30 protein-coding genes are annotated in these 26,257 nt (G+C 39.2%); 10 read left to right on the top strand and 20 right to left on the bottom strand.

What is annotated here, in order from left to right; genetic code table 11:
- Positions 1-273: 273 nt before the first annotated feature.
- Entirely contained in the window at positions 274-1,194 is a 921-nt protein-coding gene (locus tag AC1PJ9_RS01790) for a DMT family transporter (protein WP_311087047.1), read from the bottom strand.
- A 105-nt stretch (positions 1,195-1,299) separates the two neighbouring features.
- Entirely contained in the window at positions 1,300-1,953 is a 654-nt protein-coding gene (locus AC1PJ9_RS01785; protein WP_079744781.1) for a TetR/AcrR family transcriptional regulator, read from the bottom strand.
- A gap of 135 nt (positions 1,954-2,088) precedes the next feature.
- On the opposite strand from AC1PJ9_RS01785, the gene AC1PJ9_RS01780 reads away from it, so the two are divergent.
- The 4 genes from AC1PJ9_RS01780 (at position 2,089) to AC1PJ9_RS01765 (ending at position 5,501) form a co-directional block, all read left to right on the top strand.
- Entirely contained in the window at positions 2,089-3,303 is a 1,215-nt protein-coding gene (locus AC1PJ9_RS01780; protein WP_311070395.1) for an MFS transporter, read from the top strand.
- A 21-nt stretch (positions 3,304-3,324) separates the two neighbouring features.
- Complete coding sequence (locus tag AC1PJ9_RS01775) at positions 3,325-4,089, top strand: AraC family transcriptional regulator (protein WP_311070393.1); 765 nt, start codon at positions 3,325-3,327, stop codon at positions 4,087-4,089.
- Between the two features lie 121 nt (positions 4,090-4,210).
- Positions 4,211-4,756, top strand: coding sequence for a glutathione peroxidase (locus AC1PJ9_RS01770; protein ID WP_004705933.1), 546 nt, complete (start codon positions 4,211-4,213; stop codon positions 4,754-4,756).
- Positions 4,757-4,901: 145 nt separating this feature from the next.
- Positions 4,902-5,501 (top strand): hypothetical protein, encoded by a 600-nt coding sequence (locus AC1PJ9_RS01765; RefSeq protein WP_004705934.1) that lies wholly within the window; start codon positions 4,902-4,904, stop codon positions 5,499-5,501.
- A gap of 61 nt (positions 5,502-5,562) precedes the next feature.
- Here the strand turns inward: AC1PJ9_RS01765 and AC1PJ9_RS01760 are convergent, their stop codons facing one another.
- The 10 genes from AC1PJ9_RS01760 to AC1PJ9_RS01715 all read right to left on the bottom strand — a co-directional run bounded on the left by AC1PJ9_RS01760 (position 5,563) and on the right by AC1PJ9_RS01715 (position 13,739).
- A complete protein-coding gene (locus AC1PJ9_RS01760) occupies positions 5,563-5,982 on the bottom strand; it encodes a F0F1 ATP synthase subunit epsilon (protein WP_004705935.1) in 420 nt (139 codons plus the stop codon).
- Between the two features lie 17 nt (positions 5,983-5,999).
- Positions 6,000-7,394 (bottom strand): F0F1 ATP synthase subunit beta, encoded by a 1,395-nt coding sequence (atpD, locus tag AC1PJ9_RS01755; RefSeq protein ID WP_004705936.1) that lies wholly within the window; start codon positions 7,392-7,394, stop codon positions 6,000-6,002.
- 30 nt (positions 7,395-7,424) lie between these two features.
- Positions 7,425-8,294, bottom strand: a complete 870-nt coding sequence (atpG, locus tag AC1PJ9_RS01750; protein ID WP_002114131.1) for a F0F1 ATP synthase subunit gamma — start codon at positions 8,292-8,294, stop codon at positions 7,425-7,427.
- Positions 8,295-8,371: 77 nt separating this feature from the next.
- A complete protein-coding gene (gene atpA, locus AC1PJ9_RS01745; RefSeq protein WP_004705937.1) occupies positions 8,372-9,916 on the bottom strand; it encodes a F0F1 ATP synthase subunit alpha in 1,545 nt (514 codons plus the stop codon).
- 46 nt (positions 9,917-9,962) lie between these two features.
- A complete protein-coding gene (locus AC1PJ9_RS01740; RefSeq protein ID WP_004705938.1) occupies positions 9,963-10,499 on the bottom strand; it encodes a F0F1 ATP synthase subunit delta in 537 nt (178 codons plus the stop codon).
- 12 nt (positions 10,500-10,511) lie between these two features.
- Complete coding sequence (locus AC1PJ9_RS01735; RefSeq protein WP_002054137.1) at positions 10,512-10,982, bottom strand: F0F1 ATP synthase subunit B; 471 nt, start codon at positions 10,980-10,982, stop codon at positions 10,512-10,514.
- 38 nt (positions 10,983-11,020) lie between these two features.
- The gene (atpE, locus tag AC1PJ9_RS01730; protein ID WP_000424060.1) at positions 11,021-11,266 is read right to left on the bottom strand and encodes a F0F1 ATP synthase subunit C; all 246 of its coding nucleotides are present in this window, start codon (positions 11,264-11,266) and stop codon (positions 11,021-11,023) included.
- An 84-nt stretch (positions 11,267-11,350) separates the two neighbouring features.
- Entirely contained in the window at positions 11,351-12,226 is an 876-nt protein-coding gene (gene atpB, locus AC1PJ9_RS01725) for a F0F1 ATP synthase subunit A (RefSeq protein ID WP_004705939.1), read from the bottom strand.
- Between the two features lie 104 nt (positions 12,227-12,330).
- Positions 12,331-12,729, bottom strand: a complete 399-nt coding sequence (locus AC1PJ9_RS01720) for an ATP synthase subunit I (protein WP_004705940.1) — start codon at positions 12,727-12,729, stop codon at positions 12,331-12,333.
- A gap of 170 nt (positions 12,730-12,899) precedes the next feature.
- Positions 12,900-13,739, bottom strand: a complete 840-nt coding sequence (locus AC1PJ9_RS01715; protein WP_004705941.1) for a metal ABC transporter solute-binding protein, Zn/Mn family — start codon at positions 13,737-13,739, stop codon at positions 12,900-12,902.
- Positions 13,740-13,866: 127 nt separating this feature from the next.
- Here AC1PJ9_RS01715 and AC1PJ9_RS01710 point away from each other — a divergent pair, with 127 nt between their 5' ends.
- Genes AC1PJ9_RS01710 through znuB form a run of 3 tightly spaced genes read left to right on the top strand, consistent with a single transcriptional unit; the run spans position 13,867 to position 15,938 of the window.
- Entirely contained in the window at positions 13,867-14,364 is a 498-nt protein-coding gene (locus AC1PJ9_RS01710; protein WP_002054239.1) for a transcriptional repressor, read from the top strand.
- Entirely contained in the window at positions 14,337-15,125 is a 789-nt protein-coding gene (gene znuC, locus AC1PJ9_RS01705) for a zinc ABC transporter ATP-binding protein ZnuC (protein WP_270893503.1), read from the top strand. Before AC1PJ9_RS01710 ends, znuC begins: the two co-directional genes overlap by 28 nt.
- A gap of 3 nt (positions 15,126-15,128) precedes the next feature.
- Positions 15,129-15,938 carry a zinc ABC transporter permease subunit ZnuB gene (gene znuB, locus AC1PJ9_RS01700; protein WP_019457995.1) on the top strand — a complete coding sequence of 270 codons (810 nt, stop codon included), beginning with the start codon at positions 15,129-15,131 and terminating at the stop codon, positions 15,936-15,938.
- A 1-nt stretch (position 15,939) separates the two neighbouring features.
- On the opposite strand, the gene AC1PJ9_RS01695 is transcribed toward znuB, so the two are convergent.
- Entirely contained in the window at positions 15,940-16,566 is a 627-nt protein-coding gene (locus AC1PJ9_RS01695) for a LysE family transporter (protein ID WP_004705944.1), read from the bottom strand.
- A gap of 157 nt (positions 16,567-16,723) precedes the next feature.
- Between AC1PJ9_RS01695 and AC1PJ9_RS01690 the strand changes: the two genes are divergently transcribed.
- The gene (locus AC1PJ9_RS01690; protein WP_311087046.1) at positions 16,724-17,644 is read left to right on the top strand and encodes a Dyp-type peroxidase; all 921 of its coding nucleotides are present in this window, start codon (positions 16,724-16,726) and stop codon (positions 17,642-17,644) included.
- Between the two features lie 131 nt (positions 17,645-17,775).
- Here AC1PJ9_RS01690 and AC1PJ9_RS01685 read toward each other — a convergent pair whose 3' ends face one another.
- Together AC1PJ9_RS01685 and AC1PJ9_RS01680 are read right to left on the bottom strand one after the other, a co-directional pair.
- Positions 17,776-18,213, bottom strand: coding sequence for a hypothetical protein (locus AC1PJ9_RS01685; RefSeq protein WP_311087045.1), 438 nt, complete (start codon positions 18,211-18,213; stop codon positions 17,776-17,778).
- A 238-nt stretch (positions 18,214-18,451) separates the two neighbouring features.
- Complete coding sequence (locus tag AC1PJ9_RS01680) at positions 18,452-20,149, bottom strand: NAD-dependent malic enzyme (protein WP_086496021.1); 1,698 nt, start codon at positions 20,147-20,149, stop codon at positions 18,452-18,454.
- Positions 20,150-20,645: 496 nt separating this feature from the next.
- Here AC1PJ9_RS01680 and argS point away from each other — a divergent pair, with 496 nt between their 5' ends.
- Both argS and AC1PJ9_RS01670 read left to right on the top strand, forming a co-directional pair.
- Positions 20,646-22,436 carry an arginine--tRNA ligase gene (gene argS / locus AC1PJ9_RS01675; RefSeq protein ID WP_004705948.1) on the top strand — a complete coding sequence of 597 codons (1,791 nt, stop codon included), beginning with the start codon at positions 20,646-20,648 and terminating at the stop codon, positions 22,434-22,436.
- Between the two features lie 139 nt (positions 22,437-22,575).
- Positions 22,576-23,196, top strand: coding sequence for an SPOR domain-containing protein (locus tag AC1PJ9_RS01670; protein ID WP_004705949.1), 621 nt, complete (start codon positions 22,576-22,578; stop codon positions 23,194-23,196).
- Between the two features lie 43 nt (positions 23,197-23,239).
- Here AC1PJ9_RS01670 and AC1PJ9_RS01665 read toward each other — a convergent pair whose 3' ends face one another.
- From AC1PJ9_RS01665 to AC1PJ9_RS01645, 5 genes are all read right to left on the bottom strand, one after another.
- Positions 23,240-23,908, bottom strand: a complete 669-nt coding sequence (locus tag AC1PJ9_RS01665) for a glutathione S-transferase (RefSeq protein ID WP_311087044.1) — start codon at positions 23,906-23,908, stop codon at positions 23,240-23,242.
- A gap of 113 nt (positions 23,909-24,021) precedes the next feature.
- Complete coding sequence (locus AC1PJ9_RS01660; protein WP_022574376.1) at positions 24,022-24,429, bottom strand: OsmC family protein; 408 nt, start codon at positions 24,427-24,429, stop codon at positions 24,022-24,024.
- Positions 24,426-25,373 carry a pirin family protein gene (locus AC1PJ9_RS01655; RefSeq protein WP_022574375.1) on the bottom strand — a complete coding sequence of 316 codons (948 nt, stop codon included), beginning with the start codon at positions 25,371-25,373 and terminating at the stop codon, positions 24,426-24,428. The genes AC1PJ9_RS01660 and AC1PJ9_RS01655 overlap by 4 nt, the downstream gene beginning before the upstream one ends.
- Positions 25,374-25,536: 163 nt before the next feature.
- Positions 25,537-25,842 (bottom strand): DUF3861 domain-containing protein, encoded by a 306-nt coding sequence (locus tag AC1PJ9_RS01650; RefSeq protein WP_215902374.1) that lies wholly within the window; start codon positions 25,840-25,842, stop codon positions 25,537-25,539.
- 21 nt (positions 25,843-25,863) lie between these two features.
- On the bottom strand, positions 25,864-26,253 hold the full coding sequence (locus AC1PJ9_RS01645; protein ID WP_215902375.1) for a Fur family transcriptional regulator: 390 nt from the start codon (positions 26,251-26,253) through the stop codon (positions 25,864-25,866).
- Positions 26,254-26,257: the final 4 nt, after the last annotated feature.

The following is a 26,257-nucleotide window of genomic DNA, read 5'->3' as shown; positions in this document are numbered from 1 at the left end:
GCGTCTTTCGTAGTGGTCGCTATTATGTGGTAAGAGGCTAGAGGAGAGAAATATATTATTTCTCTAAAAAAAGCATGAAAAGTGTAGGGAATTTAGAATTTTTCGCTTATAAGTTAAAATTATATTAATATTTTTACTCGTCTTTTTTAATATTTATATTTCAACTTGTTTTTATAATCTATTTATAAATCATATAGAAAAACTTTAACTAAGAAAAATATGGCATATTTTCATCAGTTTTTTTCAAAATATGCCATAGTTTTTTCAATGACTTTAGTTTTGCTCCGGTAATAGATCCGATTTTTTAGAATTAACCTTCTTTTGAGCCATAATAATACCTACCAGAATCATAATTCCGCCGAAGGTATGATAGATCGTCCATTGCTCAGATAACCAAACGCTTGCTATAACTGCTGTAAAGACAGGGACCAAGTTCATAAATATACTTGTTCTATTTGGCCCAAGTTGTTGTACTGCTAACATCCAAACTAACGGCGCAATTAAAGACGCAAATACACCTGCATAAATTGCACTTGGCGCATTTTGTGCATTCAAGCCATCAAGACCAAACCAGAAAATCAAAGGAAGGTGGAACAATACAGAAAAACCAATCTGAACGTATAAGTTTGTCATGATTGGAAGTGGAAGCTGCCATTTTTTAAGGAAAACCCCATAAAATGCATAGAAGAACACAGCAACAATCATGAGTGCATCACCAAGATGACCGCCAGCACTTAACAACTGGTTAATGTCGCCCTGACACATGACATATAGCAAGCCTGCAAAAGACAAAATACTGCCAAAGACTGCAAATCGATTAGGCACATCTTTTAAAATGGCAAGCGAAACAAAAATAGTGAAGATCGGAATAAAGGCATTCACAATTCCCATATTGGTCGCACTAGTATAATGAGCCGCTGTATAGGCAAGACCTTGATAAAGCACCATCCCAAATGCACTCAATACTGCAAGCTTAGGCAAATACATTTTTACCAGCTGTCGTTGTCTCCAAACTGGTAAAAGCATAAATGGCGTTAAAATAATAAAGGCGATTAACCACCGATAAAAACTAATGCTGACAGGAGAAATATAATCTGAGACATAGCGGGTGACTACAATATTTAAAGACCAAATCAGTACTGCCAGAATGGGAAAAATAAATGCCCATTTGTGATATTTCATGACCTGACTCATAGTAATACACCATCTACAAAAGAGATTTTATTCTGAAGAATGTCTTAATAAATTGAAATATCGTATTTCCGACATTGATATTGAACTTAGGACATCATTAATTTTTTAAAATAATGCCCAAGCTTTCATGGCATGTTCTACCACTTTATGTAGTTGCTCAGTACTCGCGCCATCTCTCGCCTGAATAGTCAACCCTTGAATAACGGTGGCATAAAAATCAGTCATTTCTTGTAGAGGAGCATTAGCAGATAAGTCGCCCTGCTCTACACCTTGTTCTAGACGTTTTAATAATTTTTCTTTGGTCTTTATACGTTTATCTAATAAATTTTGCTGTACATCTTGAGTTGCATCAGAGCAATTCATCGCCGCAACGACCAACATACAACCTGCTGGTTTATTGGGTTGAACCAGTCGTTTCACATTGTCATAAAGATATAACTCAAAAGCAATTTTTGCAGTTTTTGCTTCTAAAAAGATTGTTTCAATAGGACATGCTTCATGAGCTAAGTAGTAATCAATGCTTTTATAAAACAAGCCTGCCTTATCACCAAAAGTACTGTATAAACTCGGTGCTGTAATTTCTAAAGCCTGCGTCAAGTCACTAATAGACGTTGCTTCATAGCCATGTTCCCAAAAAAGTAACATTGCTTTTTCTAACACTTGTTGCTCATCAAAGCATTTAGGGCGTCCACGCTTCTTTTTTAGCGTGTCTTCGTTAACAGCAAGATCTGTTTCATGCCTATTTGTCATAAAGATCACATCTATTTTTATAACAATCGTTATTAAATTAATTGACGTTCGATTTTTTATCAACTATTTTATTTTCATAATGATCGTTAGTTAATTAAAAAATTGCCTTTCTTCACTCCAAATTTAGCCAAGTCAGGATTTATTATGGACCAATCTACTACCTCTAAACCGCGACCCATGACCTCCACTCAAGGGAGCTGGTTTGCCATTTTGGCCGTTGCCATTGCAGCATTTGCATTAGTAACAAGTGAATTTTTACCTGTTGGTGTTTTAAATAGCGTTGCAGCTGATTTACATATTTCTGTGGGTACAGCTGGTCTTATTATTACCGTACCCGGCATTATGGCAGCGATTGCGGCCCCACTATTACCTGTTTCAGTAAAACAACTTGACCGTCGTTATGTTCTTATTTTACTGACCGCAATTATGGTGATTGCCAATACCATTACTGCTTTTGCAGAAAACTTCCATGTTTTATTACTGAGCCGCTTAATTTTAGGCATCTCAATTGGCGGTTTCTGGGCCACAGCTATTGCATTAAGCGGCAAGCTCGCACCTGCACATTTACCTATTGCTAAAGCAACTGCTGTAGTCATGGCTGGTGTAACGTTTGCCACTGTACTAGGAGTCCCGATTGGAACATGGCTAAGTGAGTTTTATGGATGGCGTAGTGCATTTGGTATTACCGCTGCGATCGGTCTTGTTGTACTCGTACTTCAACTTATTTTCTTGCCTAAACTTGTACCAGACTCAGCAATTCACATAAGAGATTTACCAGCACTATTACGCACTCCTAAGGCACGTAGTGGCATGTTAATTGTTTTATTAATTGGTCTTGCTCACTTCTGTGCTTATAGTTATTTAGCACCTTTCTTTAAGAATATTGCAGGATTCAACGGTACCACTATTAGTTCATTACTATTGCTTTACGGAATTGCTGGTATTTTTGGAAATGCATTTGCAGGATATAGCGGCAACTTAAACGTCCGTTACACTCTAGCCTTCGTTGGAACATGTTTTGCAATCGTGTTTTTCGGCTTTCCTATCTTTGCTATTCATGAATTTGGTGCCATCGTTTTGACTGCACTATGGGGCTTTGCATTCGGTGCCTTTCCTACCTCTGCCAATATATGGATGTTTGTACACGCACCTCATGCAGTGGAAAAAGGCATGCCGCTCTTTGTTGGTATGTTCCAAGTCATGATTGCGACAGGCTCATTATTAGGTGGCTATGTAGTTGATCATTTCAATGAAAATACTTTAATTTATGGTGTATTAAGCTTCGTTGCTTTAGCATTAATTAGTACATTTACCTTTGCCAAAGGCTTAAATAATCCTAAAGCGACTTGTGAAAATTAAAATATTATTCAGAGTAAATAGATGAAAAATGAGGACCAACAATTTTCCTTATTGAACAATATAGAAGTTCATGAATTTCTATATGAAAAAGAAGATATTGTTCGTCCTCATGCTTCACTTTGGGGAGATTTTAATTTCAGTTTGAATGGCATTTTGGAAATGCAAGTAGAAGAACAAATCTACTTATCTCCTCCAAGCTATGGACTTTGGATTCCACCTCAAACAGTCCATCAATCTACTCATATCGATCATGAAATTCACTATATCTGTATTCGACTACACCCTAGCCTCTGTTCTATTTTAGGTGATGCCTGTAAATGCTTTAGTATTCAGCCTTTCTTTCGAACTCTGGTTTTACAAATTTTGGAGCAGCAAAAACAAAATGGAAAACCTGAATATTTAGAACATCTTTTGCAAGTTCTATTTGATCAGTTACAACAAGCCACAGCATATTCTCATTACTTACCCCAAACACGTCATCCAGTTTTACTACCAATTTTAGAAAAACTTTCAGACCCATTATTTTTTAATCACTCTTTACAGCAATTACTTCAGAATTTTTCAGTCAGTGATCGTCATTTATTGCGTTTAAGCCAACAAGAGTTACAACTTTCTTTATCCGAATGGCGTAATAGAGCCAAAATTGTTTATGCCATTCATCAAATTCGACAAGGCATGCCTATTAAACGTTTAGCATATGATTTAGGTTATCAACACAGTTCCAGTTTTATTGAATTTTTTAAGAGATATACAGGCCAGACCCCTGTTCAAATCAGAAACAATTAGCTCATAGATTGCTTTTTCTTCTCTTTTTATTTTTTGAACACGAATATTATTGCACTCCTCAACAATAGCAGTTAAAACAAATGCGTTACTTGATATCAATTACAATCTTCAGGAAAGACTCATGACTCAATCTGTATATCACATTCCAGTAAAAGCCATTTCAGGTGAAGCGGTTGACCTTGACCAATATAAAGGTAAGGTTTTATTAATCGTAAACACAGCATCTAAATGTGGTTTAACTCCACAATACGAAGGCTTAGAGAAACTTTATCAAGCAAAGAAAGATCAAGGTCTTGAAATCTTAGGTTTTCCTGCAAACAACTTTAAAGAACAAGAACCTGGTTCAGATGAAGAAATTCAACAATTCTGTTCATTAAACTACGATGTTCATTTCCCACTCTTTTCTAAAATTTCTGTAGCAGGTGAAGATAAACACCCACTTTATCAAGCACTCACAACAGCTCAACCAGAACGCGTTGGTGAAGGTCCTTTCCGTGAGCGTTTAGAAGGCCTAGGTATTCCAACTAACCCAGCACCAGAAGTTTTATGGAACTTTGAAAAATTCTTAGTGAATAAAAATGGTGAAGTTGTTGCTCGTTTTGCACCGAACTTAACAGCAGACGACGAACAAATTGTAAAAGCAGTTGAAGCAGAACTCGCTAAATAATTTTTATAGCGATTTAAAAAAAAGAGTGCTACAGCACTCTTTTTTTATTGTCTGGTCAAAATGTTGTTCATTTGCAACAATACCTTATTTCTACATATTTTATGCATATAGTACGCACTTGCTTTAGTTGGTATTGTTTGTAGTTATGAAAAAAGTTTTACAAGGTGCATTTCTTCCTTTTGTGATTTTTGCTTCAGGTATGCTATTACTTGGATGTGATCAGGCACAAGATCGTGCAAAAGATCAAGACTCTGCTCAAGCTACTGAACAAACACTAGATCAAACTGATAATTCTCAAGAAGAAACTCTGCCTAAAAATAATAAAAATGAATTAAAAAATGGGAATGTTTTTTATATTGTTCGAGATGCTGCGAACTTACAGCTCAAAGCCGGTGACTATATTGAAAAACTTAAGGACACTCAACTTGATGTTGAGCAAGCCATTCAAGATAAAGATCAGCAAGAGCTAAAAACAACTGTAACGACACTAAAACAGCAGTTAAAAGGCTTAAATCAAGCACTACTTAGTTTAGATATTAAAAGTCAGGAAGTTGAAAATATTCGTCAAAACTTATTACAAGCAAATCAACAAGTTTTAAGCATGCCTTTATTAAATGGAAAATTAGAACAAATCGATTTCGACCAAATTGAGAAACAGCTCAATACAATCCAAATGGATATGGTCAAACTTGCTGCACTAATTGTGGCAGGAGATGACAAATCAGATTCAAAAACTGATTCTTAATTTTCTTTTTAGCAATAAAAAAAGCCACCGTAAGGTGGCTTTTTCAATCTCAAACCGCGTCTTATTGAGCGCGGTTTTTGATTTTACGGATTGTTTCAAGCTGACCTGCAATCTCTGAAAGAGATGCTAAAGCAGCAGCTGAGTCCAAATCACTCTTTTGGTTTGCAAGCAATTGTTCAGCATTTTTACGTGCTTCTAAAATTGCTGCTTCATCCAAATTGTCAGCACGGATAGCAGTATCTGCAAGAACCGTTACAACATGAGGTTGAACTTCTAAAACACCGCCAGATACATAGACGATTTCTTCTGTACCATTTTCCAACTGAACACGAATCGGGCCCGGTTGAAGCAAAGTAACAAGTGGAGCGTGTCCTGGCAAAATACCAAGCTCACCACCTGCACCTTTCGCGATTAACATCGATACTGCGCCAGAGTAAATAGACTCTTTGACACTTACGATATCACATTGCATAGTCGCCATGAGATGATCTCCTTAAATTAGAGTTTCTCAGCTTTAGCAATCACTTCGTCAATACCACCAACCATATAGAACGCTTGTTCTGGGATGTGATCGTATTCACCAGCTAATAGACCTTTAAAGCCACGAATCGTTTCTTTAAGTGGTACTAATTTACCAGGAGCACCAGTAAATACTTCAGCTACGTGGAATGGTTGAGAGAAGAAACGTTGGATTTTACGCGCACGGTAAACAACCAATTTATCTTCTTCTGCCAATTCATCCATACCCAAGATTGCAATGATGTCTTTAAGCTCTTTATAGCGTTGCAATACGTTTTGTACTGCGCGCGCAATTTCATAGTGCTCTTGACCAACAACTAATGGGTCTAACTGACGTGAAGTTGAGTCAAGTGGATCGATCGCTGGGTAAATACCAGAAGATGCGATGTCACGGCTCAATACTACTGTTGCATCTAAGTGAGCAAAGGTAGTTGCAGGCGATGGGTCTGTTAAGTCATCGGCAGGTACATATACTGCTTGGATCGATGTGATCGAACCAGATTTAGTAGATGTAATACGCTCTTGAAGAACACCCATTTCTTCTGCAAGTGTAGGTTGGTAACCTACCGCAGATGGCATACGACCTAACAATGCTGATACTTCAGTACCCGCAAGTGTATAACGGTAGATGTTGTCGACGAATAATAATACGTCACGACCTTTACCATTTTCGTCTTTTTGATCACGGAAGTATTCAGCCATAGTCAAACCAGTTAACGCTACGCGTAAACGGTTACCTGGTGGCTCGTTCATCTGACCGTAGACCATTGCTACTTTGTCAAGAACGTTAGAATCTTTCATTTCGTGATAGAAGTCGTTACCTTCACGAGTACGCTCACCAACACCAGCAAACACAGATAAACCTGAGTGTGCTTTTGCGATGTTGTTGATCAATTCCATCATGTTAACGGTTTTACCAACACCCGCACCACCGAATAAACCAACTTTACCACCTTTTGCAAACGGGCAAAGTAAGTCAATTACTTTAATACCAGTTTCTAAAAGGTCAGTAGAAGCTGCTTGTTCAGCATAAGAAGGCGCTTGACGGTGAATCGGCAAACGTTCTTCAGTCGCAACAGGACCTGCTTCATCGATAGGACGACCCAAAACGTCCATGATACGGCCAAGCGTAGCTGGACCCACTGGAACAGAGATCGGTGCGTTTGTGCTAGTTACATTAAGGCCACGTTTAAGACCTTCTGTAGAACCCATTGCGATGGTACGAACAACACCATCACCAAGTTGTTGCTGAACTTCTAAAGTAGTTTCAGTACCGTCAACTTGGAGAGCGTCATAGATCTTAGGAACGCTTGTGCGCTCAAACTCGACGTCGATAACCGCGCCGATGATCTGAATGATACGACCGCTACTCATTGCTGTCTCCTCAATTCAAACTTAATAATGTTAAACGGCAGCGGCACCGCCAACGATCTCGGAAATTTCCTGAGTAATCGCGGCTTGACGCAGCTTGTTGTAAATGAGTTGTAGGTCTTTAATCAATTGTCCTGCGTTGTCTGTCGCTGCTTTCATCGCGACCATACGAGCTGACTGCTCACATGCAACGTTCTCAATCACACCTTGATAAACCATAGACTCGATATAGCGAACCAACAAACCATTTAACAATTCTTCTGCTTCTGGTTCGTAGATATAGTCCCAACCATAAGTACGGTTGAGATCATCGCCTTCTTCTGCTGGTGCTAAAGGAACAAGTTGTTCTACTTTAGGCTGCTGAGTCATTGCATTAACGAAGCCATTTGATACGAGGTAGATACGATCTAATTCGCCTTTATCAAATGCATCAAGCATAACCTGCACTGAGCCAGTTAACTGTTCCAAACTCGGCGCATCGCCAAGTTGGGTAGTTGCACCAAGCACTTTACCGCCGTAATTCTTAAAAAACGAAACCGCTTTTTGACCAATTAAAGCAAATTCAACTTCAATTGACTGCTGTTGTTGTGCTTTGACATGCTGCACAACTTTCTTGAACAAGTTAATGTTCAAGCCACCTGCCAAACCACGATCTGAAGACACTACGATATAGCCAACACGCTTAACTGGGCGGTCAACCATATAACGGTGTTTGTATTCAGGGTTTGCTTGTACCAAGTGAGCAATTACACGGCGCATATTATCGGCATACGGACGGCCCTGAGCCATGCGCTCTTGCGCACGACGCATTTTAGAAGCAGCTACCATTTGCATCGCGCGAGTAATCTTTTGCGTGCTCTTGATACTAGCTACTTTGGCGCGAATTTCTTTTAAATTTGCCATACGCTTAACCTAGTATTCGAAAGCCCTTTCGAGCTTCCGAAGGTTGATCCGTGAACCAAACTTAACTAAAACTGAACTTAGTAAGTTTGAGTCGCTTTAAAGCTTTCAATACCTGCTTTGATTGCTGCTTCGATGTCTTTGTTGTAATCACCAGTTTCATCGATTTGTTTCATCAACGGAGCATATTCAGAACGGAAGTAAGCAATTAACGCAGCATCAAAGTCTACGATTTTCTTAACTTCTACGTCAGCCATATAGCCTTCGTTAGATGCATAAACAGAAACAGCTTGGTCAGCAATTGAGTAAGGAGCATATTGTTTTTGCTTCATTAACTCAGTTACACGTTGACCATGTTCAAGTTGCTTACGAGTTGCTTCATCAAGGTCAGAAGCGAACTGAGCAAACGCAGCCAATTCACGGTATTGTGCTAAAGCGGTACGGATACCACCAGACAATTTTTTGATGATCTTAGTTTGAGCAGAACCACCAACACGAGATACAGAGATACCCGCGTTCACAGCAGGACGGATACCTGCGTTGAATAATGATGTTTCTAAGAAGATCTGACCGTCAGTAATCGAAATTACGTTCGTTGGTACGAATGCAGATACGTCACCCGCTTGAGTTTCAATAATTGGCAATGCAGTTAAAGAACCAGTTTGACCAGTTACTGCGCCATTAGTGAATTTCTCAACGTAGTCAGCAGATACACGTGAAGCACGTTCAAGAAGACGTGAGTGAAGATAGAATACGTCACCCGGATACGCTTCACGACCTGGTGGACGACGTAAAAGCAATGAAATTTGACGGTAAGCAACAGCTTGCTTAGACAAATCATCATAAATGATAAGAGCGTCTTCACCGCGGTCACGGAAGTATTCACCCATTGTACAGCCAGAGTACGGAGCTAAATACTGCATTGCAGCAGGATCAGCAGCCGCAGCAGCGACAACAGTTGTATACGCCATAGCGCCAGTTTCTTCTAGCTTACGCACAACGTTTGCAATTGTTGATTGTTTTTGACCAATCGCAACGTATACACATTTAATGCCAGAGTTTTTCTGAGCGATGATCGCATCGATCGCCATTGCTGTTTTACCAGTTTGACGGTCACCAATAATCAACTCACGCTGACCACGACCCACAGGAATCATGGTATCAACTGATTTATAACCAGTTTGAACAGGCTCGTCTACAGATTGACGCCAAATTACGCCTGGTGCTACTTTTTCAACAGCATCAGTTAATTTTGCATCAATTGGGCCTTTACCATCAATTGGGTTACCCAAAGCATCTACTACACGGCCAAGAAGTTCAGGACCAACTGGAACTTCTAAAACACGACCTGTACAACGAGCTTTTTGACCTTCTTGAAGGCTTAGGTAGTTACCTAAAACAACGGCACCCACTGAATCCTGTTCTAGGTTCAGTGCCATACCAAATAAGCCGCCGTCGAATTCGATCATTTCACCGTACATTGCATCAGCAAGACCGTGAATACGCACGATACCGTCGGATACCATAACAATGGTACCTTCGTTTTTAGCGGTCGCGCTGGTGTCCAGATCTCCGATACGCTGTTTAATGAGCGCACTGATCTCGGATGGATTCAGTTGTTGCATTGCGCTATTCCTCAATCTTTTATTAGTTCAGTCTTCATCATTTGCATTATGCAAGAAGACGAGTACGCATTTTTTCAAGCTTGTTAAGCGCAGAATCATCTATCACTTGATCGCCTGCACGAATAACCACACCTGCAATCAAAGCAGGATTAACTTCTACAGAAACATTAACTGCTGCCTTGAAGCGTTTTTCTAACGCATGTGCAAGCAATTGTTCCTGAACAGAAGTTAACGGAAACGCCGATTCAATCACGACATCAACCGTATTGTTATTCTGTGATTTAAGCTGTTCATATTCTGCTGCAATTTCAGGTAACAACACTAATCGATCGTTATCTGCAAGAAGTGTCAAAAAGTTAGACACTGCTTGAGATTGATCTTCACCTAAAACTTTAGCAAAAAGCTTCACTTGCTCCGCAGGAGTAAGTTCAGGGCGATTTAAATAAGCGGAAAATGCTTCGTCTTGCACCGCAGCACTGAGCACTTGTAACGCATTCGACCAATTGTCTGTTGCACCTTGCTCAGAAGCATAAGCAAATGCTGCTTTGGCATACGGACGTGCCAACGTCAAGAGTTCAGCCATAATTCGCCTCGCTTAAAGTTTAGCAGCCAGCTGAGACAGCATGGCGTTATGAGCTTCTGCATCAACTTGTTGGTTCAGGATCTTTTCTGCACCAGTTACTGCCAAGGCAGCTACTTGTTGACGTAATTCTTCGCGAGCAGAATTGATCTCTTGATCAACAACTTCTTTAGCTTGTTGACGAATACGCTCACCTTCAGCCGCAGCTTGAGTACGAGCTTCTTCGATCAATTGCGCTGCACGACGGTTCGCTTGTTCGATCAATTGAGCCGCTTGTGCTTTAGCTGCATCAAGTTCTTGCTTCACTTGCGCTTGTGCATCGGCAAGGTCAGCTTTCGCTTTTTCTGCTGCATTTAAGCCATCAGCGATTTTACGCTGACGCTCACTAATCGCATTGATTAGTGGTGGCCAAACAAACTTCATGCAGAATGCGACAAAAAACGCAAACGCAATCGCTTGACCAATCAATGTGAGGTTGATATTCATTGCAATTCCTCAAATAGTGGATTTAGGAATTAAGCTGATTAACCTACAAATGGATTAGCGAAGATGAAGAACAAGCCAATACCAACACCGATCATAGGCACAGCATCAAGAAGACCCGCGATTAAGAACATACGAGTTTGAAGTTGTGGAGCTAATTCTGGTTGACGAGCTACAGCTTCTAAAAAGCGACCACCCAAAAGACCAAAACCAATCGCAGTACCCAAAGCACCGAAAGCGATCAAGATAGCAGATGCAATTGCAACTAGACCTAAAGTGAGTTCCATGAAAAATTCCTCAGAGGTTAGGTTATTACCAAATTAAATTAAAAAAATTCAGCCCAACCATCATTTGATAGTTAGGCAATACCATTAATGTTTTTCGCTTGCCATGCTCAAGTAAACGATGGTAAGCATCATAAAGATGAATGCCTGCAACGTGATTACAAGAATGTGGAAGATCGCCCAAGGCACAGATAACGCCCATTGAATCCAAAACGGCAATAATGCAATCAGGATAAAGATTAACTCACCGGCATACATGTTACCGAACAGTCGGAGAGCCAATGAAATAGGACGAGCAAGGAATGTTACCAATTCCAAAATCAAGTTCACTGGAATAAGCAACGCTTTTGCAACTGGATTACTTGGGTTAAATGGGTTAAGTGCCAACTCGCCTACGAAACCGCCAACACCCTTCTCACGGATGCTGTAGAACAAGATAAGTACAAATACAGATAAAGACATACCAAGGGTAATGTTTGGATCTGTAGATGGAACGATCTTGAAGTAAACGTGGTGAGGGTTCATACCAAATACGTTAGCACCAATAAATGCAGCTACTTGAGGAATCCAGTCAACTGGGATCAAGTCCATTAAGTTCATGAGGAAAATCCACACGAAAATAGTGAGTGCAAGTGGAGCGATTAAACGTGATTTGCCATGAAAAGTATCACGGACACTTGAGTCAACAAACTCAATGATCATTTCAATTGCAGATTGGAATTTTGTTGGAACACCAGCTTTCGCAGTTTTCGCAACCATCCAAAATAACAAACAGAAAATCACACCAAGGCCAATTGACCAACCCATTGAATCCAAGTGAATTGCAGTGAACCCCATCGAATGAGCTTCTTCAGCAGTCTCAGCCAATTTCCATGTACCATCTGGCATTTTGCCATAGGTCATATTGGTCAAGTGATGCTTGATATACTCTGTCGAAGTGAGGGCATGTTCTTCAGCAGCCATAAATCACACCTGGTCAATGTCAATTACTAAAAAGAAGGGAAACGAACATCGGCGTACTGTCGATATCTCGCCACCCTCCAAAAAATCTTCAATTCTTCTTGTTTCTATACTCGTTTTTGTAGACGTGAAACCCAAAAAGGAGCAACCCACGACATCATTTGAACGAGGATAAAACCAAACAGCAATGCTAACGGTGATAAAGGTTTAACATTGCTCAAAATCAAAATAAATCCAACGATCATGATTGCAAATTTGCCTAACATGCCCCTATACATGTTAGACAGCACTTGTTTCGATGCTCTCGCACCTGCTGTTCTGAAGGATTGCCACGCAAAATAACTGGTAGCAAGCCAGCAGACCAATGCACCAAGTGCCGCACTTAATGCTGCTGTCATGTCTTTTATGCTCCACGCCACAAGTGCGGAAACAGGGATCATGCATGCTTGTAAGAAGACCAAAGCTTTTGCTAATCGTCGGTCAATCAAGCGACTAGTTTGGCTCATTATTTATCCACTCACAGCATAAATGCTTGACAAGTTTAGCTGATGATCGCTTTTAATCGCAGGCATTATAGAGTTACACCCCTGAACATGCAATCTTTTCCCGACTTTAGTCGGGGTTTTTCGTGACAGGTGGTGCTGACGCTACAGTCAGCCTTTGTTTACTTTTTATCTTACTTTTGCGTATTTAATACGCATTTATCGGTTTTTATAGCCAGTTTCTTCCATGCTGTTACAAAATCGTCCTCATTATTCATACTTTCATCAACGGGTTGGAAGGTAATACTGCCCAGTTTCTGATATTGACCTTTTGTTGTGAAACTTTCTGCAAGTAAACACATCTGAGGTTTTGGTCGATTATCATTAAGATACTTAATTTGAGCCGCTGTAGGCGCAACATGCGGGTCATCCGTTAAAGCACCTGCAAACTTTAAATTAAGCGAGCGTTCCAAATACTGATAAGCATCATGATAAGACCAATAAGGTTTACCATTACTTGAGCTATCGTAAGCTTGAGCTGCCTGCAACATATTCCGAGCAAATGCATTAGCATTATTCCAATATTTCGCTTTACTTTCAGGATGCTGCTGCGAACGCAAAGCCGCAATAAAAAAGCCAATCCGCACTGCATTGTTTGGTTCTAACCAGACATGTGTATCTACAGTATTTGGTAAAGCAACGCCACGCGTATTACGCTGTGGCAAAACAGTAAGAATACCACTGTCTAATAAAGAAATTGCTTTCTTATTGTTACTCAGCAATTTGTTTAAAGGAGCTTCATGGGCCTTTCCTAACCAAATTACCAAAGAAGCATCATTGATTGCTTTACGATGTGCTGGGGTCAATTGAACGTCATGCCCACTTTGCCCTTGTAGCAATAACTGAGGTTCTTCAACACCTTTAGTAATTTCTTTTGCAATCAAATAGATTGGGTGTGTAGAGACAACCAAACCCTGACTCCAACCTAGCGTACTCATTAGAGAGAACATACTGAAAACAAAAACGCGGAACATGACAGACCATCAATTAGTAATAGCTCGAAGCATGTTATAATATAACAAAGTTACAAAAATACCTAAGATTAATCGAATGAAGCATCGCTTCATGCTAATATTCCATTAAAAATTTGAGGTTATGTCTATGAGTTCTTGCACGCATGAACATCATGATTCTTTGCATGGTGTGCATGATCACCATAATGTCGCAAGTCGTTTAGCTGAAGCAGAAACTTTATGTTCTGCGGTTGGTGCACGTCTTACGCCTTTACGTAAAGAAGTTCTTGAACTCATTTTAAATGCTTCAGGTCCAATGGGTGCGTATGACTTATTAGCACGTATTAAAAGTCAAACAGATCGCCCTGCCGCTCCTCCTACTGTTTATAGAACTTTAGACTTTTTATTAGAAAAAGGTCTAATTCATCGCTTAACATCTATTAATGCTTATATTCCATGCTGTCATCCACGTGAAGGACATCAAGCTGCATTCTTAATTTGTACCGAATGTCACACTGTTAAAGAAGCATCTTCACAAGGTCTGACTCAACAACTCGACCAACTTGCAGCTTTAGATGATTTCACAGCACAACACAGCATTATTGAAATTTCAGGGAAATGCCAGCAGTGCCGCACAGCTCGCTAAATCCTGTATTGATTCAACTTGAACAGGTTTCTGTTCACCGTGATGATCGGGATATATTAAAAAAAGTCGATTTTGATCTGCATCAAAATGAAATTGTGACCTTAATTGGTCCAAATGGTGCGGGTAAGTCGACTTTAATTAAAGTTCTACTTGGAATTTTAAAGCCAAGTAGCGGACGCGTCATAAGCAACAAAAAACTAAAAATGGCTTATGTTCCTCAAAAGTTTAATCCTTCTCATAGCCTTCCTTTACGTGTTCAAGATTTATTAGATCTTGAAAAATGTAGCCCTGCCCTTCGCCAAGAAATTATTCAAGATACTGGCATTGCAAAGCTACAACAATCGAAAGTACAGCAGCTTTCTGGTGGAGAGCGCCAACGTGTGCTGCTCGCACGTGCTTTACTTAGAAAGCCAGACATTCTCGTTCTTGATGAACCGATGCAAGGTCTAGATATTCAATCTGAAGCTGAGCTTTATGAGTATGTGCGTAGTCTGCCAGAGCGTTATGGATGTGCCATTTTAATTGTTTCCCACGATTTACAGTGGGTGATGCAAGGGACGCATAGAGTTGTTTGTTTAAATAAACATATATGTTGCAGCGGTTTACCTGAAAATATTCAACAGCATCCTGAGTATCAGGCAATATTTGGCACTCAGCGAGTATTTTATCAACACCATCATGACCACTGTGCGCATGGTGATGCAGCACACCCCTGCCCTCACAATAGTCGACCACACATTCACCCAGAACCGGAAGCTTAAGCCATGATGGAATGGTTACAATTATTGTTGCCCGCATGGATTATGGGAACCTTATTGGTCTTTTTGACCGCACCACTTGGTTGTCTCATGTTATGGAGACGTATGTCTTTTTTTGCAGACACGATGGCACACGGAACCTTACTTGGGGTAGCAATTGCTGGTGCCTTAAGCCTCCCTCTCTGGCTTGGCGTGGCAGGTACGGCTATTTTATTAGTCGCTATTTTATGGGCATTGCATGACAATCGTTTGCCAAACGATGCCCTACTTGCCTTATGCTCAGCAACATTACTATGTAGTGGTCTTCTATTTATTCAACATGTTCCAAGTTTAAGACCAGAGCTTTTAAGTTATTTATTCGGTGACTTACTGAGTATCGACTGGCACGATTTACCTGTTTTCACATTAATTATTGCTGTATCACTAGCAATTCTTTATCGTTTTTGGCAACCTCAAATTCAAATTGCCATTGATCCAGACATTGCAATTAGTGAAGGCGTAAATGCGAAATGGCAGCGTCTCATTTTTATGTTACTGCTAGCGTTATTTACAGTATTAGCTTTACGTGCAGTAGGTTCACTTTTAATGGGTGCTTTACTGGTTATTCCTGCGTTGAGCGCTCGACTACTCGCTCATTCACCAAAGCAAATGGTTGTTTGGGCTTTTGTTTTAGCTCAACTTGGTGTCAGTGTCGGCCTATGGTCAAGCGCAGCGCTAAATATCTCAACTGGCCTCAGTATTGTTTTATGTATGGCTTTGGGTTTTGCTCTTATTTTCATGGTTCAAAAAATTAAAAACCAAACTCAAGCAGCCTAAATCAGGCTGCTTGATGAACTGTACTGAGTAATAACGCCGCGCAACTAAACATAACAGCAAAACCACGATTTAAATATTTTTGTTGTTTAGGTGAGCGAAGTAATCTTAAAACCTTTGACGCCAGCCCTGTATATCCAGCCATTACAATTAAATCAATCGTAATCATAGTAGCTGCCATAATCAGATATTGTATCCATTGAGGTTTGCTTAAATCTAAGAACTGAGGCAAAACCGCCAATAAAAATACAATCGCTTTTGGGTTACTGATATTGACCACAAAGCCATTCAATAGCAGCGCTGAAATAGACTTATTCTTTTTTTCATGTTGAATTTCGATGTCTTTTATAGGTGCTGTCCACTGCAAATAGGCTAAATACAATAAATAAGCTACCCCAAACCATTTAACCATTTGAAAAGCCAACGGCGTCGTCGCGAATAAAACGCCTACGCCCGCCGCTACAATCATGATTTGAATTAACAAAGCAATTTGCAAACCAATCGCATTCCAGTAACCATGTCTAAAACCATAGTTTAGACCACTCGACATAGAAGCAATCGCGCCCGCTCCAGGAGAAATACTAATAACCCAACAGGCCAGCATATAAGCAAACCAAATTTGCAAAGACATAGTGAAATAAACAATAAAAGTGGAATTATACCGTTTTATAAAACTATCGCGGCGATAATTCAAACAATAAAATCAATAAATAGACTACTAACAGCTCTTCGCATCAGGCACAATAATTGAAGCTCATACTAAATTATAATTGAGGAGATACCTTCCAATGACTGCTCAATCTGTCATTTTGCCATTACCATCTGATCATGCCCGTTTTATTGTTCTTCGCTTAAAAGATCTAACAATTGCTGAATTAAAAGAACAACTCGAAGCTTTATTCGAAACACGTGACCGTCTCATTACTCAGCATTCAGACGCGCAAATCAAAACAGCAGTCGCTTTTGGTCCAGAACTCTGGAAACAGCTTTACAGTCAATCTCCTGCTGGCTTTAAACAACTTGAACCAGAAAATGGTGCATTCAATATGCCTGCCGTACCAGCTGATGTGCTTATTCACATTGCCAGTATGCGTTCAGATATTTGTTTTGCATTAAGCCAAGCATTTTTCGAAGGTATTAAAGATAAAGTTGAAGTTCTGGATGAACGTGTTTGTTTCCGTTATTTCGATGGTCGAGATATGACTGGGTTTATAGATGGTACCGAAAACCCTCAATTTCCAGACGATCGCGCAGAAACCGCCCTGCTTCCAGAAAGTGCTGGAGTATTTGCAGATGGTAGTTTCATATTTGCACAGCGCTATGCACATGACTTGGAAAAATGGAAAAAACTTAAAGTCGATGCGCAAGAAAATGTCATGGGACGTACTAAACTTGAATCTATTGAATTAGATGATGACGTTAAGCCAGACAATGCTCACGTTGCTCGTACTGTCGTTGAAGATGATGAAGGTGAAGAAATGGAAATTTTACGTCACAGCTTACCTTATGGCGATGGTAAAGGTGATCAAGGCTTATTCTTCATTGCTTACACTAAAGACCTGAACATTATTGATGCTATGTTGAAGCGTATGTTTGGCACAAGTGGCGATGGCATTCATGACCGCCTCTTGCATTTTGTAACACCACTAGACGGCGCATATTACTTTGCACCAAGTGAAGAGTTACTAGAAGAAGTTTTAGAGAATTAAGTTTTTTAAAAAGTAGCTATCACCACGGCAGCTACTTTTTTATTTAAAACCAAAGAACAAGGACTTTGACATTTTACAAAGATATTATCTTTACTTTTATAAATTAATAAAAATCACTCTTAAATAAAAACTTAAGGCCCATTCGCATTTCTTATTTCAAGCATTTCATTACAGTCTTTGGAAGTTGAATAAACAAAAATTCGTTTATCTTGATTTTCTAGCAAAATGGCATCTTTATTTTCACCAAAGGCATTTTTAGAAATATCACATTTATAAGCTGACAGTTGAAAGTTTTTTACCACTTCACATTTAGGCTCAGCAACACTCTCATTAAAACCATACCATCGCGTAATATTTGGATTTGAACAAGAGTTTTCCCCTACTTGATCAGCGGCTTTAACTACTTTATCCGCACTCTCTTTCTTTTCACTTACAGCAGAGCCTGATTGATTTTTATCCGTCCGCACCACATCTGACTTATGACTAGCATCATGTTGGGCTTTATCTGGACTTTTATCGCTACACGCCATTAAAGCGCCTATAAAAATTAAAATATAAATATTTTTCATGACAAAGTACTCATAATTATGTGTTATTTAAAAACTGATCTTAATTAAAGCCATTACCTAGTAAGTATATCTAATATTAACTAAAGCAAAACTTACAAATAACTTATCATTTTAGATTAGTAATATTTTATAAAAGTGAATCATCTATTTTATTTTTAGAAGATTTAAAAGCCTCTGTAGCCAAGTTAAGTTAATAAAAAAGGGAGTACTTTACTCCCTTTTTTAGACGTCTAATATTCTAGAAAGGAATACGCTTATATTTACGGTATTCTGGTTTCCAGAATGATTGTTCAATCTTCTGTTTAAGTAAATCATCGCTAATGGTTACAGCCACACCGTCTGCCATTGCAGCTTTTGCCACTTCAAATGCAATCACTTTAGACACTTGTTGAATTTCGCCCAAAGGTGGCAATAAGTCAGCTTGTGGATCTTTCAACAATGGTGAACAGTCTGCTAATGCACTACTTGATGCCATAAGCATGTTTTCTGTAACACGTTTAGCCCCTGATGCCACTACACCCAAACCAATACCAGGAAAGATGTATGAGTTGTTACACTGCGAAATATTGTAAAGTTTGCCATGATGATTTACAGGTGCAAACGGACTACCCGTTGCAATTAATGCTTTACCTTCAGTCCATTCCACAATATCAGCCGGTACAGCTTCAACACGTGAAGTAGGGTTAGACAACGGCATCACAATTGGTCGCTCACAATTAGCAGCCATAGTCTTAATAATTTCTTCAGTGAATAGACCTGGTTGGCCAGAAACACCGATTAAAACTGTAGGTTTAGCATTCTTGACAACATCAAGCAGTGAAATCACTTCTTCAATGTTGCCCCATTGGTCTACCACTTCAGCTTTTTGAGCTAACTTACGTTGGAAGTCTAATAGGTTTGGCTGATTTTCAGTGATCAAACCAAAGCGGTCTACCATGTACACGCGAGCACGCGCTTCAGCATCGGTTAAACCTTCTGCAATCATTTGTGCAACGATTTGCTCTGCAATACCACAGCCAGCGGAACCTGCACCTAAGAAAGCAATTGTTTGGTCTTTTAACTGTTTACCTGCTGCACGGCTTGCAGCAATCAAACTACCGACAGATACCGCCGCTGTTCCTTGAATATCATCATTAAAACAACAAATCTTGTCGCGATATTTTTCTAATAATGGCATCGCATTTTTTTGTGCGAAATCTTCAAATTGAATGAGTGCTTTTGGCCAACGACGTTTTACGGCTTCAATCACCATATCTACAAAGTCATAATACTCATCACCACTAATACGTGGTTGACGCCATCCCATATAAATCGGGTCATTTAATAATTGAGGGTTATTCGTCCCTACATCAATTGTGATTGGCAATGTGTAAGCAGGGCTAATACCACCACATGCTGTATAAAGTGAGAGTTTCCCAATTGGAATACCCATACCACCAATACCTTGGTCACCAAGACCCAAGATACGCTCACCATCAGTAATCACGATGACTTTGACATTGTTTTTATTAACGTTTTGCAAAATATCATCAATCACATCACGATCTGGATATGAAATAAAAATACCACGATGACGGCGATAGATATCAGAAAAACGTTGGCACGCCTCACCCACAGTTGGGGTGTAAATAATCGGCATCATTTCTTCAAGATGATTTTCGATTAAGTGATAAAAAAGAGTTTCGTTGGTATCTTGGATATTACGTAAATAGATGTGCTTATTTATATCATCATTAAAAGCACAATATTGCTGATAAGAGCGTTGGCTTTGCTCTTCAATAGTTTCAATAATATGTGGAAGTAACCCATGTAAGTTAAAGTTACTTCTTTCTTCTTGAGTGAAAGCAGATCCTTTATTTAAAAGGGGTAACTCTAAAAGTGTATAGCCTGCATAAGGGATATAAAGTGGGTGTTTACTTGGGTGTCCTGATATCATTGCCTATCTCATTTTCCAGCTTAGAACTCCGAAAAGTACAGTTTCAGCACTCTCTAAAGCTCGTTGTATGTGTAAGCTTAAGACTATTTGAGACGAAATAGGTATTTTAAACTGTGATATTAAAATTAAAGACTATTTAGTAAATATATAATATAAAATAAATATTAAAAATTAATTACTTATGATTTACAAGTTTTTTAAAATCATTCTTTATTAACACTATACTTGGCTTAGAAGCTTATAATTTTTCAGCCTCTTACATTTTTATAAAAAATACCAAGTGTTTTACTAGCTTATAATTTAGAAAATATTGTCTAAAAAGCCTATATTTACGTGCTTTGAGAATTTACTTAGGCTTATTTTTCAATATTTACAAAAAAAATAGTTGCAGGGAATGAAAAGAAAGAAATTCAGTGAAAGCGTTAAATGCACTCCCCCAACTCATAGGAAATTTGCTATATTTGACGTTTTTCTGCGACATCTATTTTCGATTGATATGAATACGGCAATACAAGCAGCTCTCGACCATGCAGTGCAAACCCTTCAGCAAGAAGGCGTGCTTCCTTCGGATTGGAATAATTCAAGCAATTTAACGCGCACCAAAGACCGAAGCCATGGCGACTTTGCTTCTAATATTGCCATGATCGGCTCTAAAGCTGCTGGTATGAAACCACGTGATTTAGCCGAAAAAATTCTTGCGGCTCTACCAGAAGTTGCAGATATCAGCAAAGCTGAAATCGCAGGTCCTGGTTTTATCAATTTCTTTTTAAATGCTGACCAGCGTTTTGCGATTCTTGATCAAATTCAAGCTCAAAAAGAAATCTTTGGCCGCAGCCAATCAAATGCAGCGAAAAAGATTCAAGTTGAATTCGTTTCTGCAAACCCGACATCTAGCCTACACGTAGGTCATGGCCGTGGTGCTGCTTATGGTATGACTGTTGCAAACTTGCTTGAAGCAACAGGTGCTAAAGTTGATCGCGAATACTATGTAAATGATGCTGGCCGTCAAATGGATATTTTGGCGACTTCTACCTATTTACGTTATTTAGAATTATTGGGCCAAGACCTTGTATTTCCAAAAAATGCTTATCAAGGCGACTACGTTAAAGAGATTGCCCAAAGCATTATCGACAAAGATAACAATGCATATGTTCGTGATGTAGCAGACGTCTATAAAGATGTGCCAGAAGACGTGCAATATGCAGATGAACTCGATAGCGAAGGCAATAAAGTTGTATTGTCTGGTGACAAAGAAAAGCACATTGATGGTCTTATTGCCAACTCACAACAATTATTAGGTGAAGGCTACCGTGTTTTCCATCAAGCCGCTCTTCATGCGATTTTAGATGACATTAAAGATGACCTTGCTGACTTTGGCGTAACTTTCAATCAATGGTTCAGTGAAGCATCTCTTAGCGCAAAAATTGATGAAGCTTTAGAAACACTTGATCAACGTGGCTTCCTTTATGAAAAAGATGGCAACATCTGGTTTAAATCGACTGAGTTTGGCGATGAAAAAGACCGTGTTGTTAAGCGCCGTAATGGTCAAACGACTTACTTTGCCTCTGACATTGCTTACCACTTAAATAAATTACAACGTGGTTATACTGACCTTGTTGATATTTGGGGTTCTGACCACCACGGCTATATCTCTCGCGTAAAAGCTGCGATTGATGCGATGGGTTATGACTCGAAAAAATTGACTGTTCTTTTAGTTCAGTTCGTAAGTTTGTGGCGCGGTGGTGAGATGGTTCAAATGTCATCTCGTTCAGGTCAATTCGTAACTTTACGCGACTTACGTAAAGAAGTTGGTAACGATGCTGCTCGTTTTTACTATGTAATGCGTAAGAGCGAACAACACATTGACTTTGACTTAGATCTTGCTGTATCACAAAGCAAAGACAATGCGGTTTATTATATTCAATACGCTCATGCACGTATCTGCCGTATGTTAGAAAAAGCAGCAAGCACTGGCTTACAGTTTGAAGTAGATGCTGCTCGTTCGCATGCTGCTCGTTTATCACTTGATGCAGAAACTGAAATTCTTGCTAAACTTGCTGCATATCCAGACGTTGTATTACGTGCTGCTAATGCATATGAACCACACCAAGTAGGTAACTACTTAAAGGAATTAGCTGCGCTATTCCACGGTTGGTACAATGAACACAAAGTTTTAAGTGATGATGCTGAACTTACACAAGCACGCTTATTACTTTCAATCAATGTACAACAAGTATTGCGTAATGGCTTAGAATTACTTGGTGTTTCGGCACCTGAAGCCATGTAAATAAATGCTGGATATTTGGTAGAACTACATATCCAGCCATGCTGTAAAAGACATCGCTTTGTGATGATATAAACCTTACAGAGCGATGTTTTAAAGTAAACTCGAAAGAAAACAATCAAAAGACAGAGGAATAATCCACGTGTTTGGCAAAACGCAACGCGGTGTATCTGAAAGACCTAATAAGCCTAAAAAGCCTTTAATCCCTAAATGGCTAGGGACACTTGTCGCTATTTTAGTCGTCTTATGCATTGCGGTAATGCTCATGCTGTGGAAACCTTGGCAACCTGTTTCTTCAAAAAATCAGATTACGTCTGATCACTATAAAGAAGAAGAGACCAATAAAGACTATCGCTTTTATGATCTATTGCCTCAACAACAAGTAACACCTATTCCGGAACAAGCAATCCCTGAAAGTAAAAATCAGGGTACAGCAATGATTGTAGAGGCGCCTAGTACAGCACAACCTGCTGCATCTGAGTCTGTTGCTACTACTGATAGCGATGACTCTACAGCTGCTGCCCCTCAACAACCAAATTACATTTTACAAGTCCGTAGCTATACAGATCCCGATCAAGCAGATGCTCGTCGTGCAGAAATTATTTTAAATGGCTTATCTGCCGATGTAGTCAAAAGTTCTGAAAATGGTAAGACTTGGTATCGTGTTATTTCTGGTCCATATGATACTCAAGATGCTGCGCTTGCAGCCCAGCAAACATTACAACATAGTGGTATTGACTCTATCGTAATTAAACGCAAATAAAGCAAGAGTGATAAAAAAGGAACAAATATTTGTTCCTTTTCTTTTATATGTCAGCACAATTTCTTTCGTTTGAACCCAAACTCTTTTGTTTTGCTTTTTGAAAAGCTGGCCGCTGCTGAATACGATGTAAAAAGGCTTGAATATGCGGATATTTACCTTGTAAACGGGACTGAAGAGCTTCTAGTGGAAAGCTCATTTGAATATCAGCAAATGAAAAATCCCCTGCAAAATATTCATGTTCGGACAAGTAGTTTTCTAAAAAACTAATATGATCTTTCATACGTGGACGAACAAAACTTGCTTTAACCCCTTCTGTGATTTTTTTTGCTACAGGTTGGATTAACCAAGGTACATGTTTGTTCACGTTATTCATGACCAAAGTCATCACTAATAACGGCATAAGTGAACCTTCAGCATAGTGCATCCAGTAAATATACTGCTGTAAATCCTGAGCTTGCTTAGGTTTAAATTGCTGTTTTTGATCATAGCGCTGCTGCAAATACTCTAAAATGACAGCGGATTCTGCAATGACTTGCTCATCATCTGTCAAAATCGGCGCCTTACCGAGCGGATGGATACATTTCAGCGTTTCCGGTGCTGAGTAGTTGGGTAAGCGTTGATAATAATGAATATCATAATCTAAGCCTAACTCTTCTAAAGCCCATAAAATCCGAAACGATCGCGAACATTCCAGGTGGTGTACACTAATCATGTTATTGCCTACTTTTATTTTTCTTTTTTACATAAAAAACAGCATGTGAACATGCTGTTTTATTCCATTTGTGGGATGGATATAAAGTCATCCACCTCAACAAAATAGCATTTTTATGCTGTAACAAGCACAGTATGAATGTCTAAACTACGTAACAAAGTTTTAGTTACTGGCGTTTTACTACATACCGTTAAAATTTTCTGTTGAAGCTCTTCGTTTGGCAACTCTTTAAAAACAATACGACGCTCGATATGTTCTTCATGCTCACGATTGGTATGAAAATCAATTTCAACCGAGAACTCACCAAAATCATATTCTTTATGCTTTGCATACATTCTTAATGTAATGAGTGTGCAAGCTGCCAGACTTCCAGTCAGCAAATCATAGGGTGCGGGCCCCTGATCATGACCTTCTAACTTTTCCGGTTCATCACAAAAATATTGATGACGGCCACTGGTAATTTCACCTTTCCACTGTTCAGCAAGAGGTTTTGCCTTACTACTCGCGATTACTACTGTCATTTTGATGCTCTCATTTGATCTGGAAGAACTGGGGCCTCTAAACGTGCACCAACATAATCTGGAATTTCACCAAAACGTACATCATGATTAATCCACTGTTCACGTGCTTCTTTTAAATCATCCATAGTACGTGCAACAAAGTTCCACCATAGCAAAATTGGAGTTTCAAACGGTTCACCGCCAATTAACAGCACACGGTTACCTTTTTTGATTTCAATCTCAATTTCACTCAATCCAGTATCCAATACAACCATATTGTCAGCAGTGAGTTCATGACCATTCACATGAGCAACGCCATCTAATGCCATGAAGCCATATTCAAACTCAGGATTTAGTGGAATACGTGTCTTAGTATCCTGGGTAGCAATAAGGTCCACACCTACTAACGGTGTATGCACCACAACTGGAGAAGTCGTTGCCAAGTATTCACCCACGAGCACGGTAAATTCTAAACCGTCTTTTTCAACAACAGGCAACTCAGGATAATGTTCAAATTTCGGATCCATATTGCGCTTATGGTCAGGTAAAGCAATCCAGAGCTGTGCAGCGTGCATTTGAGTTTCTGTATCAGGCGCAACTTCAGTATGAGAAATACCATGCCCTGCTGTCATCAAGTTGACTTGCTTAGGACGAATTAACTGCTTTGAACCTAAACTATCGGTATGCATCATGGTACCTTCAATCATCCACGTGAAGGTTTGCAAACCAATATGCGGGTGTGGGCCTACATCTAAACCATTACCTGCAGGAAACGTTACTGGGCCTGCATGGTCTAGAAAGCACCATGCTCCAATCATACGCTTTTGACGGCTAGGTAAAGCCCGCTTAATGACTGTCCCCTGTCCAATTTCAGCAGAGCGAATTGGAAATTCCTGAATAAATTGATTGGCAAATTTCTCACAATCCTTTGAATCAGAAATATCGTAATCATTATTATTGCTCATGATATTACTCTCTTTTACCTATGCTTTTGCAATGAGTCGTTATACTGATCTTAACAATACACTCATTATTCAATATAGTCTTTTAGTAATACACAGGGTGCTATCAATGAGACAATCGACTTTTTATTTATAGAAAATGATTAAAGGTATATAACATAACTTTTTAAGAAGATTGAGTTTTAACAAGTTGTTTTAAGTTTTTCATAAATTGTCCAAATTGTGGCAAGAACTCTTCAAATAGTGGATGGTCCCGATTTTCCAACATGACTTCACTAAATAACTTTAAACCAACGGCAAAAGATTTTGTGGTTTGATCATCGAAAAATTCTGCATTCTTTAACTTTTCAACAATCTCAAAAATATCATCATGATTACCAGTATAGAACTCAAGTCTTTCCGTATAGGTAGAAACTTCGCCTTTGGCATTTTTTAAATGCTGTACCGTAACGTGATATTGATGTTGTTTCATATATAAATTCTCTATTAAAAATTAATGATTTTGGATAATTTCAACCTGCTTCAAGTCAACTTGAAATTGAGTAAATACCGATTGCAAACAGGCTAAAAATTGTTCTTGTTTGGCGTCTGTCAGTTCTGCACAATGAATTTGTAGGAGTTGATTGTTGGCTAAGCCAGATAAATTAAATTTGGCTTCACCTCGTTGAAATTGAGTATTTGAGATTAGACCTGCTCCTACCAAATCACTGACAACCCGATAAACCGTCGCCAAACTCAACTTCTGTTTTTGGGTATATAGCTTTTGATAAATCTGTTTGACCGTTAGATCTTCCGCTTGCTGCTGAATTAAAGACAAAACAGCAAGTCTTGGATGAGTAACTTTTAGGCCCGCCTCTTTGATTTTTTGCTGTAGCTCTAACATGTTG

It is taken from the genome of Acinetobacter sp. 70_2 (assembly GCF_056736115.1).
The sequence above is the reverse complement of the archived record's forward strand: the minus strand, read 5'-3'. Positions and strand labels throughout refer to the sequence as shown.